Genomic DNA, 13187 nt, shown 5'->3' on the forward strand with positions numbered 1-13187 from the left:
CATAACAAAATTACTAAATGCACCCATCTATAAGTTTGACGTAGTTTGGCGCATCTTCATACAGAATTGGTATAAGGCATCAATCGCATTAACTAAGATATTCATAAATACCTGGTTGAGTTGTCCGGCATAGCATTCTACTAGGGGTACATTGCCGTAGTCTTTAATCACCTCAATTTCAGGTTGTTCTGGTTTAGCTTTGAGGCGGTGTTGCAAAATCATCAAAGTACTATCGATGCCCTCATGAATATCAACGCTTTTAAATTCTGCTTCATCGATGCGGGAGAAGTTTCGCAGCGACAGTACAATTTGACAAATGCGATCGGTTCCTACTTTCATAGAAGACAACATTTTTGGTAAGTCTTCTTGCAAAAACTCCAGATCGATGTCTTCGGCAACCCTTTGAATTTCAGCCGCAGGGTTAGGATCGTACTGCTGATACAACTGTACAAACGCTAATAAATCCTGAGTATATTCCTGTACATGAACGAGGTTGCCATGAATAAAGTTGACTGGATTATTAATTTCGTGTGCGACTCCAGCAACTAGTTGTCCCAAACTAGACATTTTTTCGCTTTGAATAACTTGAGATTGAGTGCGTTGCAATTCCTCTAATGCATTTTTGAGTTCAGTGGTACGTTCTTCTACTCGATCTTCTAATTTTTCTTTGCTTTTTTCTAAAGCAGTAAACGATTCATGCAGTTGTTCTGCCATGTGGTTGAAAGAGTTAGACAGGGTATTAAATTCTTGAATACCGCTAATTTCTACTTTCTGAGCTAAATTACCGGATGCCATTGCCTCACTTGCCCAATTTAGTCGCACAATCGGGTGGACAATCCAATGGGATGTAAACACACCCATTACCGAAGCAATAATTAATGCGCCAAAACAAAGTGCGATCGTAGTGCGTGTATTGGCATTAATTTGCGCCATGAATGTGTCTTCAGGCACACTTACTACCATCAGCCAATTCAAGCCATACTTGTCACGCCAAGGTACAACATTGATAAAATGACTTTTTCCTTGCACCTCAAGTTTAAAATCTGTGTCTTGGTTGATAGATCTAAACCCAGAAGTTTGGAGGTTTTTGGCAATGTTTTGTATGATTGGGTCAGAACTATTGATCGCCTTTAATCGCCGGATATCTTGATTGACAATAACAAAAGGCTTTTCTGTACCAGAACTAGCGATTAATGTACCATCCCGTTCTAAAAGGAATACTCGCCCAGACTGACTAATATTCAAATTGCGTAAAAAATCGCTGAGTTTTAGCAGATGGATATCTATAGCAATCATTCCTAGCAAGCGATTTTGCGAATCATAGATGGGACGACTGGCAGAAGCGGCAATGTAGGGGCCAGTGGGATAATTCCCAGTTACAATCTTTGCCCAAATAGGTTTACCAGCAGCGATTGGTTGAGTATACCAAGATTCATTGAAATTGTTCCAATCCCACCGAGCATTAACCTGAGTTCGATTACCTTGATTATCTGTGGCGTAAGTGTAGGTATTATTAGGAGGTTTGGCAGTCCAATCGTCAATAGTGATCGTCTTACCATCATAACGAGCCGCTCCCAGTCCTTCACCTGTTGTTAGTCCCATACCAATATAAGTTAGGTCATAGGCTTGCATCTGATCCCAGAAATATTTGCCCAGGATTTGGCGATCGCGCACATCCAATATTCCCCTGCTGATGGCATTTGCATTGATCTGATTAAGGGTTTGGGGAATGGAGAGATAAGACTTCAAATGTTCATTTACTACGTCGCTGGTGCGATCTATCAACTGTTCTGCTAGGTCGTTAACTGCTCTTTGTCCGTTTTTAAAGGACAAATAACCCACTAAGCTAACCGCTCCAAAAATTTGAATCAGGAAGGGAACAACAAGAACAATCTGTAAGGGTAACGCTTTACCTTTGCGGGGATAGTGAGTCTTCATTGCTGGAAACGGGAAGTTTTACTAATTTGATTTACTTCTATGGTTCCCAAGATGCCCATACACTCATCTTTTTTAAATCTTTTTCTTAAACTGCTGTAGGGTGTGTTGCCCTTTGTAACAACACACCATAATGTCATTTTGTATCTATGCAATTATTTGGGTTTGATAAAACTTTGAGTAATTGCACATATCCTAACTTGTGACTGCTGATTTATTTCCATTCTTGCTCTCTACACTGGCAATGAATGACGGTTGCTCAACAGCAGATTGCGCGAATTACTTAAATGAGAAAGCAAACTGGGGTTTGAGAAAGTCAAAGCTGCTTTTGCTAACTAAATTCAACTTTATCTATATTTTTGGGCTGCAATGGCTAGTTCTTACAGAAGATTCTAAGAGCATTGATTGAGATTTGATTTGATGAGCGTTATAGCGCTTAGAGAATGTTTTAAAAGCCCTGAAAGTTATAATTTTGCAGTTTTGCCAGGATTATTACAACACCAAATTAATGTTTTAGCCATACACTAAGACACAAAGCTTTCCTGACTATAGCCATCCTAAATAAGTTATGAAAATCGAGAGACTAAGATCCCCGACTTCTCAAAGAAGTCGGGGATCTTATTATTCAATGATTTAAGACTGCTATATGAGAGCAAAAAATCTTTTAAAACATCATCTTAAACAAGCGCAATTGCTTTTGTATTAAGACAAAGAAATTTTACTTGCGAGTTAGGTTAAGCAGTTCTTTGGGAGAAGCAAGTAAGTCAATAGCCACGAAGTAAATTTGACCTTGAGGATCGAGTAAAAATCGCCAAGCAATGTTCATCCCAACATTACCTCCAAACCAAGGAGTTTCGACTGTACCAGTAATTTTATGTTGTGTATAACCATCTTCGATAGTTTCCGAAACACCTTTGGTTGGCTTCATCACTAACCCTTGTCCCTCATCTCTTAGGTAAGCAGTGATTGCTTCTCGACCAACAATTGGTTTTTGGAAAGGTGGTTGCAGCGCACCATTGTTAGCAAATAAAGCAACAGCAGCTTCAAAGTTATCTGCATTCATCGCTTCAATGTATTTCAGCACTGTTGGCTCTGTAACTCCCTCAATAGTAAATTGGGGACTTAGAGATGCACGCGGGAACTTAAAGTTGATGACTTCTGCCTGTTTATTATCAGCCAGAGACGGATCGAATCCCATATTTACTACAGTATTGCGTAGTACAGTAATTTGCTGACTCGAATCGATTTTTTGAACAGCTTCTAGCACTGCTTTAACTTGGGTTGACATTTGATAACCAACTGGCATAGGAGCGACTATACCCTGTTTCATCCACTCTCCTAACTGCCACCAGAATCCTAATTTGGCATTGACACCAAAGTATGCATAAGAACGGCTGATGGGAGTATCTGCATTACTCGCTAAATCTCTCATTAACTGCGTTTGTTGTTCATGAGACATTTGCTTAATTTCGTTGAATATACCTTCCATTAACTGGAGATTTGCTTTTCCGGGAGCAGCTGGAGTAATTGTACGACCTAGTTCAGCGTAGGCATACCAGAGAAATGCCAATTGATCGTCAATGTTGAGTTCAGCAAACATTGCTGTAGTGGCTGGAACAGCATCTGCCACTTGAGTGCTAGAAAAAATATTCCGTGCAGATTCGATAGTATAACTCATGCTTGTTACCTCAAAGATTTACCTATTCAGTAGTTGTTTTCGGCTACATTTTGCAGTTTGAGGGATAAGTCTAGGGCATTTTTCCTGAATGACACAATTATCCCTAGACGTTCAAATCGAATTATCATTCACTACTCTGGCATCATAGCTGGTAAACATTAACAAAAGACTAAGATTTATCTGATGAATATCATTGAATGAAATGTATATCTACTATTTATTTTCAATTTATGGTCTGAGACTAAGTATTTTTTTAAAAGATATACTTCTAAAGAAAGATATGTAACTGTATAGCATCTATCTATGTAGATAGATATATCTAATATTTGAACTTTTTCGGCAAGAAAAATAGAATTTTGTAATTGCTTAAATTAGTTTTTTTTATTAGTCTTTGGATGACAGCAGATTTTATGTTTGTCCGTAGGTTGAGCTAAATAAAGTGAAGTCTGTCTAATGCAAACCTTCGGTTAATTTTTTAGTAAAATGCAAATTACAAGTTTGTTGCGATCGCCCTTTAGTTAGGGGATAGTTCTGGCTCAATCTTTTTACATAAACTGAGAAATCGTAAATCTACCTGGACTGTATTAAATAATTGATTATACCCAAAATAATTAAATGAGCCGGATAAAACAGATAAAACCATTTAGCCCGTGAACCTTGTCTACCATTGAATCGAAAAACAATGAATCCTGCAAAAATTGCCCAATGTTGAAATATATTAGGTATAAATAGAGTTCCTAAAATCAACTCAAAGATGCACCAGCAGAGCAACCATATACTAGGCTTGAGTTTATCTGTTAAAGACATCAAGAAAATTACTCCAATCCCATAAGCTCCATATTCAACTCCCACAATTTCGGCAACTGCTGCACTCAATCCAATAATTATTAGTTGCTGCCAGAATTGCGAATAACGCCTAACTAAGCGCAACATCACAAGTCCAAGAACAAGCGTGTAGAGAATATTAAGTGATAAACTCCGAAAAACAAAACTATAAATAGGCTGAGTTATAATTGCTGTAATTAATAATCTACTACCATAGCGGTATACATTTTGGGTATGTTTTTCACCTTTAGCCAGAAGCCATGCAAAGAGAGGAAAACTCAATCGTCCAATAAAGTGCAAAATTCTTAACTCTGGCATTAGCAAATAGCACACATGATCCATAACCATGAACACTGCGGCTAAGATTTTAATGCCAAAAGCTGAAATTTTAATCACAACGTCACAGTTACCTTGGATTCCTTGATATAAAATCCCTAAAATCTTATTAATTTAATATAATAGTTATTCAAAATCCTCGCAATTTGATAACATTAACAAAAAGGGTAATGTCTACGATGGGCTGATTCCACATCATCCTCTTCAGCAGAAAATGCAGAAACACTATGGCAAAGCGTAAGAAAAGTAATCTCCAGTGGATCAAAGAAACACTTGAATTAAAACCTGACCATCGTTGGGAATCTCCATCAGGTTACAAAATATTTGTAGCAGATAGAGGCGCTGTTCGCTTCAATGTTCCCCAGGATTGGATTCTTGAGCCACAAGACAAATCTTTCAAGTTCCTCGATAAAAAACCGCCTAACGATGATTGCTGTCTAGAAGTATCTTTTAATCGTCTACCACCCAACGACTGGAGTCAGTTTCCGCTCAAATCTACATTGAAAAAAGTCATGGAAGACGACAGTCGCAACATCATTGCTAGGGGAGAAATTATTACCATCAAGCGCCAAACCGCCAGAATTGTCTGGACAGAGATGAAGTTCATTGATGTTCAAGAAGAACCACGGGAAGCATTTTCACGAACTTGCATTGGTTTGGGTTCAAATGTTCAGTGCTTGATTACATTCGATTACTGGGCAGATCAAGCAGAACAATTAATACCCGTTTGGGATGAAGCTATCCGTAGCCTCACATTAGGATTATATATTCGTGACCCTATGACTGGTTTAGCTTTCCCAGACTAAACCACAAAAATAAATAGTGAGCATCAGTCAAATTGAGGCGTAGGCTATGAGGCTTATTTGATTGGGCATTATAGCCATTTTATCTTCCCTTCATCGCCGGATAAACAGCGGTTGTGATTCAAACATTAAAACCCTGACATTAAAGATTACTTAAGTCATAATTCAATAGTTACTTTTATCACTAGTTCGTAGCTGTTTTAACTCATATCCTTATAAACATAAGACATCAACCAGATTAAAGTCTCTTGAACTTTAATCATCCAGTTTACTAAAGGAGATTGAGTAATGAATATCAAACAGATTCTTGCTGGTGCAGCACTTCTTTTACCATTTGCTGTTACTTCTATTCCTTCACAAGCATCAGCATTACAGGTTATTGTTAAGCCCCACGCTATTAATAGACCCGCTCAAATAATAGCAAAAAAACCACCACAAATTAAGCGCTATGCTCCACCAGTAAAAAAGAAAGTGTTGGTTCCTGCACATTGGGAAAAAACAAATCATGGTCGTAAGTGGGTTGCGGCTCATTATATATACAGGTAAAAACGTCTTATATCCCAATTAGTTGGGATATAAGAAGGGAAATCTTTTCATCATCTCCCTACTTCATTTAGTAGGGAGAGTGCTAAAGGCAAGGCAAATCAAAACTTTTTACTCAACATTTGAGAGATAGTCATGAAATTGGCATCATTGACCAACCTTTTGGTTGCGGGTGGAATTGCCCTCAGCGCAACTGCAACCATCAATCAGCCAAGTCAAGCCGAAAGTAGGCGAGGGTTTTATTGTGACACATCAGGAAACAAACCCGTGACAGTGTACACAAATTATAGAGGTGTTAGTGAGCCTTGGATTCGCTGGACTTCCAATTACTTCAGAGATGCTGGCTACAATAAACTAACGCGCTGTCAAGACGTAAGTCAACGTTTGGAAAATTACCGTCGCAACAGAGACTTGAGATTTATTACTGTCGGCAAAATGAACGGACAAAATGTGATTTGCACCGCAAATCAAGTCAATGGACGCTGCGAAAAGTTAATATTGACTCTTAAACCCAATGAAGATGGGGTACAAGCGCTAAATAATCTCTTGGCTTGGCGGCAACCTTTAAGTAAAAGTAATAGAACACCTTACGTTGATTTAAGGCAACATCTAGGAATTCCCAAAGAATAAATTACAGCTATTTTCCTGTGCTACATTTGAAGTGGGATAGTAGTAAAGTTACAAAGCTATAGTTTAGGTTCTGTATGCCTAACTGGTGCGCCAATCTTTGATATAAGCGTATACCGCCGAGTGCTTGAAACTATACCATCGTTTGATTAGCTCAGTTGGCAGAGCGATCGACTGTAAAATCGATACGTCACAGGTTCGAGTCCTGTATCAAACCCCAGGAAGTTAGCTCACTGGTAGAGCAAATCGACTGTAAATCGATGTGTTGTAGGTTCGATTCCTATACTTTCACCCAACCCTGTCCGGGTCAAAAGACAATACCCTTCCAAGGTAGCCAATATGGTACGGGAGAAATCCCAAAACGGTTCAAGTCCGTCATTTTCCAAACTCTGCGGTGTAAGTGTTCTGCTATCGGTCATTACTCATAAGGGTGATGTTCGGTAGCCTCAGTCAAGGAGTAAGCGCAACTGCATTTTTCCCTAACTTGAGTATGTCCCTTCGTTTCCTACATCTAGTTTTCCTTCAGGGATTCTAGATTGGTAAATTGAACGGTATATTTGAGCGCGGTTCTTTTTCTAGATTGCCATTGAGCAGTTTGGGAAAAGTAACAGCAATCTTAATCCAGCTTTGGAGAAGCTTTTGCCCACACCTAAACTGTAAACACTTGCATTTGCAGAGTAAAAAAAGCTTTTGTATTATGTCCAGCAAAAATCTAAGCACTACCCCATTAGCGGCTGAAAATAATCTAGAAAAGTTGCAAACTGATAATTTAGCACTTTTGCGATGGCTACGCCCGCCGCAGGCATCACATAGTTTAGCTGAATATAATACTGCCGAAGAAATAGCCTTGGCAATGGGAATAAGCTTAGAAAAACTGCATTTTTTAACAACTAGTACATCCCTAACTACACATTACCTCCCTTTCAAAATTTCAAAAAAGGTAGGTGGAGATAGAATTATTTCTGCACCAAAGCCCGAACTTAAAGTTGCTCAAAGGTGGATTTTAGAGAACATTTTAGAGAAATTAGAAATTCATCATGCAGCACATGGCTTTTGTAAAAATCGTTCGATAGTCACCAATGCTAAACCCCATATTGGTGCAAAAGTAATAATCAATCTTGATTTACAGAATTTTTTCCAGTCAATTTCTTACAAAAGTGTCAAAGAATTATTTTGCGGGTTAGGTTATTCAGAACCTACGGCGACAATTTTCGGGTTAATTTGTACAACTGTTGAAATAGCAATAGATGGACGAATTAACTATATAGCTCCAGAAAACCGCCACTTACCACAAGGTTCGCCTGCAAGTCCTGCTATTTCTAATCTAGTTTGCCGTAATCTCGATAGTCGTCTCGTTACAATTGCTGAAAATCTTGGGTTTTGCTATACGCGGTACGCTGACGATTTAACATTTTCTGCTTCTGGGGATGCATTTTACCAAATATCTAATTTGATTAAAAACGCTAAATTTATTATTACTAGTGAAGGTTTTACCGTTAACGATCATAAAACCAAGATTTCAGGTAAATCAGTTCAGCAAGAAGTAACAGGTATTATTGTAAACACACAATTAAACATATCTAAAAAAACATTAAAAGCTTTTCGTGCCACTCTATATCAAATTGAACAAGAAGGTTTATCAGGAAAAACTTGGGGAAAATCAACTAATTTAATTGCCGCAATTACCGGCTTTGCAAATTATGTAGCAATGATTAACCCGAATAAAGGTGCAGAATTCAAATCAAGGGTGCAACGCATCAAACAGAAATATGGCGATTCCCAACCTGATGAAGTACGTTTTTAAAGCTGCTTATTTTGCTAGAAAAGACTCATTTAGGCGTACCTCAGCAAAGAATAGCCAGGGCGAATGTAATTCGACCTTTTACTTTTTTCCTGTGCTAAATTTGAACCGGGATAGTAACAAAGTCACAAAGCTGTAGTTTGGGTTCTGTATACCCGACTGGTACGCTAACCTCTGGTAATAGCATATACCGCCTAATACTTTAACTATTTCACCATGAAAGTTAGCTCATTTGGTAGAGCGATCGGTGTATCGCCGATTAGTTGTAGGTTCGATTCCTATACTTTCGGGCAAAAACCCTCGCCCTGGGTACGGGCACCTTGTTAGGGACAAGGCAGCCTTATGGCTACACAAATGTATTGAGTGTTCAAAAAACCTCAATCAAAAAAACTTCTCGTTTTTTCTACTCTGTCATGCAGGTATTTATAACAGTCAAGGAGCTAGCGCAACTGTATCTCTCCCTAACTTGAGTATGTCCCTTCCTTTTCCTACATCTGGTTTCCTTTGGGATTCTGGATTGGCAAAGCGAACGGCATATTTGAGCGCGGTTCTCTTTTTCTAGATTCCCATTGAGCAATTTGGGAAAAGTAACAGCAATCTTAATCCAGCTTGGGAGAAGCTTTTGCCCGCACCGGAACTGTAAAAACTTGCACTGGCAGAGTAAATAAATCTTTTGTAGTATAATATTACAAGTAGTTAAAACCAATCCTTTAGCCTTTGTTTACAGGGTTATAAAACCTAAGAACTCAAAATGAATTCTGTCTACTCCAGTAGTTAAGCTGTGAAACACAGGTGGTATTTGAGTTCAAGCAAGGTTATAAATGTGTTGAGCAAATCTTCTTAGCTAGTTGCGATGGCTACGCCCAACCCAGGCATCGCCTAGCTTACTTCAGCTATCACACAAATTATTTATGCAAATTACTATGTGGCAAACCTTTTATATCAAACCTAACGAAATCGGCATCTTATATCACCGCAGTGACTTTAAGAAAATTTTGCAACCCGGTACACATACATATTTAGGTCGGCATTGGCAAGTAAAAATTTATGACCTCAATCAGCCACTAGCTCAGATTGAGAATCTAGAACTGTTGTTGCGAAATCACGAAGCGGAACTACAACAACATTTATTGATTATCAGAACCGCATTCAATCAAGTTGCGTTAGTCCGCTACGGTCAAAATTGGGTAAGCGTTGCACCAAATAAATTGATTGCTTTTTGGCGTGGTTTTATTGAAGTAGAGTCTTATCTTTTCAATTTGGAAGAAAGCTTAGAATTACCTAATTCCTTTGTGCAGCAATTACGCTCAGTTGCGTTGAATGGACTGAAGAAGTTCCAAATCTCAGAGTATGAGATTGGTTTACTATATCTGCAAAATAATTTTGTGCGACCTCTAGAACCAGGAGAGTATGCTTTTTGGTCGGTAGATAGAGATGTTACAGTCAGGACTCTCAGCCGGATTATCCCTAACCCAGACTTTCCCCTCGAAGATGTACTCATTGAAAAACATCCCGACTTTATTGCTGCTTACTGTGAAACCGTGCAATTACTGACTTCGCAAGTTGCAATTGTGCGATATCGGGGAAAAGTGATTTCTATTTTGCCACCTACCAGCCGCAAGCTATTTTGGCAGGGTGTTACAGTAGAAATTCTCGACATCAGTGCTGATGCTCAGTTACAGCCTAACTTAGTGGCTGAATTGGTTGAGGGTTCAGCAGAAGTAAAATTGCTCAGTCGTAACTGTTTGCATATTTGCCAAGTTCCTGCACAGCACGTTGGATTAGTATACATTAATCAAGAGTTTCAAGGACTGCGATCGCCAGGGGTACATGCTTGGTGGTTATTTGGCCGTTCCTTTCAAACCGAAACCATTGACCTCCGACTCCAAAATATGGAAGTATCCGGTCAAGACATCCTCTCTAAAGATAAAGTACCTCTGCGGTTAAACTTGACGGCTGGCTTCCGCATACTCGACCCATTGAGGGCAAAAAACGGCTTATCAGATATTTCTGGTTATTTGTACAAAGAATTACAGTTTGCTTTGCGTGGTGCAGTCGGCGAACGCAACTTAGATGCTTTATTAGAGGATAAAGGTGCAATTGATAGAAGCATCTCTGAATATATTCGCCAGAAAGCCGCAGAATATGGAATTGAAGTAGATTCTGTCGGTGTCAAAGATATTATTTTACCTGGCGAGATTAAGACTATCTTGAGCAAAGTAGTCGAAGCAGAAAAAGCCGCTCAAGCAAACGTAGTCAGACGTAGAGAAGAAACTGCTGCTACCCGCAGTATGCTAAACACTGCCAAAGTGATGGAGGATAACCCCGTTGCATTGCGTTTAAAGGAACTCGAAGTGTTAGAGAGGATTGCAGAGAAGATCGATCGCATTCAAGTTAACGGCAGCTTGGATAGTATTTTGACAGATTTGATTCGGATGAATCCGCAATGATTTGGTGATTAAAAATTAAGAGTTGGGTTAGGTAGCGTATTGATGAATTTAATTGTGACAAAATGTTTGCGATCGCGCCTAATCTAACCTGTAAAAATTGCTTGTTTTTGGTTAGCTGAAACTTGCGACACTTTTAGCCCATCGCTAGAACGTACTACTTCGGGAGCATTTCACACAGAATCCTTAGAGAACTCTACAACAAGGGTAAAATAGAAGTAATTTCCTTTTATTGAAAACGTCATATACTCAAAGCAGTGCAAAACTATGGCGTACAGCGATTTTACTCTAGAAAAAGCTGCGGCTGTTTTGGGAATTACTACCCAAGAAGCCGATTTATTTCCCAATCTTGTACCTCTTTCAATTCCTTCGTGGTTAAATGAAACTTTAGGAAAGCGAACCCAATTAGCTCTGATTAGTGAAAAGGCTCGGAGTGAATTTATTATTGTACCGATTTTACTAACCTGTCGGGATCTGAGCCAAGATAGCTTGGCTATTTTCTCTGGACAAAGACTTGACGTTGATCCTGCACAGGGTTTGATTGGGGAATGTGATTTTATTTTAGCAATAGCTCCACCTTTACCACCGTTGCGTAGCCCAATTATCACTGTTGTAGAAGCGAAGAAAAATGATGTTGAAGCTGGGTTAGGACAGTGCATCGCGCAAATGGTGGCAGCGGATTTATTCAATCGTTCATCTGGACAAGCAGAAATACCTGTGTATGGATGTGTGACAACAGGAGAAGTATGGCAGTTTCTTCAACTTTCGCAAAAAGTGGCTTTGCTTGATAAACAAAGATATTACTTGGATAATGTCGGCGCTATTTTGGCAATTGTGCAGACAATTATTCAGCAATTCAGTAGTTAAATTGTGTAATACTTGGAAGGAATAATGCAAAGCTTAAACCTAGATAAAACCATCATTGAAAATTCTATGATTCATAACGTATTTTTTGGAACAATGATAACCACAATTTAACGTACTGAAAGATGAGCCATTTTCTAACACTTGTGATTGTCGATCGCACAGAACCAAACCCAAGCAAAAAGGCTAAAGAACTGATGCTGCCATATTTTGAAGCGGATGAAGATAATCCATCTTTGCAAGCAAAATGTGACGGATTTGCTATTGGTGGTCAGTATGATGGCATAATTTGGGGTAAGGAGCAGCATTACAATCTCAACCCAGAAGAATTTCAACGTCGATACGGGCTAGATATAGTGCAATCAGAAGACAATATTTGTCCTATCTCTGCCCTAATGTCTGACTTAGTTTCATACGCTATCGTTACGCCTGATGGAAAGTGGCACGATCGTGAAGGAAAGTCCAATGAAGAATGGCTAGAAAAGTTCCGAAGTCTTTTACGCCAATATCAAGACAATATAGTGGTTGCGATTGATTGTCATTGTTGATTAAAGGGATTTTGGCAAAATACCCAGATTGTTAATAGAGGATTGGACGGTTTAATGCGTAGGCGCACCCCGTCGTAGACATCGCTTAGGTGTTAAATTAAACACAAGAATATTGCATTATCAGTCATTAACAAAGATAGTCAAGCCGTTCATTTATGTCACTTCTTGCGGCAATGAAACCAAAAGTTTACATTGAAACCTCCATTCCCAGTTTTTATTACGAGGCACGTACTGAACCTGATATGGTGGCGCGGCGGGACTGGACACGGGAATGGTGGAGCTATGCAAGTGACAACTATGTGCTTGTAACTAGTCTTGCAGTGTTGGATGAACTCAATCGAGGTAACTTTCCAGGAAAGAGCGAGGCAATAAAACTGATTAGTAGCTTGTTATTTGTCCCGATTGAATCTGTGGTTGCTGAAATCGTTGAAGTGTATATTCAGCAACAACTGATGCCCAAAGATCCACTTGGAGATGCACTACATCTTGCCCTAGCTTCCTATCATAAATGTGATTTTCTCTTAACTTGGAATTGTCGTCACTTGGCAAATGCGAATAAGTTTGGGCATATCCGACGGCTGAACGTTATGCTGGGGTTATACGTTCCAACGCTAGTTACGCCGTTAGAGTTGATAGGAGCGCAAAATGACGAAGAATGATGAGGCAATTAGCCAAATACGTAAAATTCGCCATATTATATCTCTAGAGAATGGACACAACCCCCAGAAGTTGGTGAATTACTATATTCAACTTCAGAAAGAATATCCCCACCTTATACAG

11 protein-coding genes and 3 tRNA genes are annotated in these 13187 nt (G+C 39.2%); 11 read left to right on the plus strand and 3 right to left on the minus strand.

Annotated features, from left to right (window positions below; genetic code table 11):
- Positions 1–27 precede the first annotated feature (27 nt).
- The 3 genes from RMZ41_RS30310 to RMZ41_RS30320 form a co-directional block, all read right to left on the minus strand.
- Complete coding sequence (locus tag RMZ41_RS30310; protein WP_322639573.1) at positions 28–1938, minus strand: cache domain-containing protein; 1911 nt, start codon at positions 1936–1938, stop codon at positions 28–30.
- Positions 1939–2653: 715 nt separating this feature from the next.
- Positions 2654–3613 (minus strand): orange carotenoid protein N-terminal domain-containing protein, encoded by a 960-nt coding sequence (locus tag RMZ41_RS30315; protein ID WP_322639572.1) that lies wholly within the window; start codon positions 3611–3613, stop codon positions 2654–2656.
- A gap of 570 nt (positions 3614–4183) precedes the next feature.
- Entirely contained in the window at positions 4184–4834 is a 651-nt protein-coding gene (locus RMZ41_RS30320; protein ID WP_322639571.1) for a TraX family protein, read from the minus strand.
- 167 nt (positions 4835–5001) lie between these two features.
- Between RMZ41_RS30320 and RMZ41_RS30325 the strand changes: the two genes are divergently transcribed.
- The 11 genes from RMZ41_RS30325 to RMZ41_RS30375 all read left to right on the plus strand — a co-directional run bounded on the left by RMZ41_RS30325 (position 5002) and on the right by RMZ41_RS30375 (position 13066).
- Complete coding sequence (locus RMZ41_RS30325) at positions 5002–5580, plus strand: hypothetical protein (RefSeq protein WP_322639570.1); 579 nt, start codon at positions 5002–5004, stop codon at positions 5578–5580.
- Positions 5581–5865: 285 nt separating this feature from the next.
- Positions 5866–6123, plus strand: a complete 258-nt coding sequence (locus tag RMZ41_RS30330; RefSeq protein WP_322639569.1) for a hypothetical protein — start codon at positions 5866–5868, stop codon at positions 6121–6123.
- 132 nt (positions 6124–6255) lie between these two features.
- Entirely contained in the window at positions 6256–6750 is a 495-nt protein-coding gene (locus tag RMZ41_RS30335; protein WP_322639568.1) for a COP23 domain-containing protein, read from the plus strand.
- 140 nt (positions 6751–6890) lie between these two features.
- Positions 6891–6967, plus strand: a tRNA-Tyr gene (locus tag RMZ41_RS30340).
- Positions 6967–7042 (plus strand) — tRNA-Tyr (locus RMZ41_RS30345). The genes RMZ41_RS30340 and RMZ41_RS30345 overlap by 1 nt, the downstream gene beginning before the upstream one ends.
- Positions 7043–7444: 402 nt before the next feature.
- Positions 7445–8551, plus strand: a complete 1107-nt coding sequence (locus tag RMZ41_RS30350; protein WP_322639567.1) for a reverse transcriptase family protein — start codon at positions 7445–7447, stop codon at positions 8549–8551.
- Positions 8552–8765: 214 nt separating this feature from the next.
- A tRNA-Ile gene (locus RMZ41_RS30355) sits at positions 8766–8838 on the plus strand.
- A 633-nt stretch (positions 8839–9471) separates the two neighbouring features.
- Positions 9472–10998, plus strand: a complete 1527-nt coding sequence (locus tag RMZ41_RS30360; RefSeq protein ID WP_322639576.1) for a slipin family protein — start codon at positions 9472–9474, stop codon at positions 10996–10998.
- Between the two features lie 264 nt (positions 10999–11262).
- Positions 11263–11862 (plus strand): hypothetical protein, encoded by a 600-nt coding sequence (locus RMZ41_RS30365; protein ID WP_322639566.1) that lies wholly within the window; start codon positions 11263–11265, stop codon positions 11860–11862.
- A gap of 122 nt (positions 11863–11984) precedes the next feature.
- Entirely contained in the window at positions 11985–12407 is a 423-nt protein-coding gene (locus RMZ41_RS30370) for a hypothetical protein (RefSeq protein WP_322639565.1), read from the plus strand.
- A gap of 155 nt (positions 12408–12562) precedes the next feature.
- Positions 12563–13066: a type II toxin-antitoxin system VapC family toxin gene (locus RMZ41_RS30375; RefSeq protein ID WP_322639564.1), complete on the plus strand. Its 504-nt coding sequence runs from the start codon at positions 12563–12565 to the stop codon at positions 13064–13066.
- Positions 13067–13187: the final 121 nt, after the last annotated feature.

The organism is Nostoc sp. DedVER02, from assembly GCF_034530675.2.
In the GTDB taxonomy this organism is placed as follows: domain Bacteria; phylum Cyanobacteriota; class Cyanobacteriia; order Cyanobacteriales; family Nostocaceae; genus Nostoc.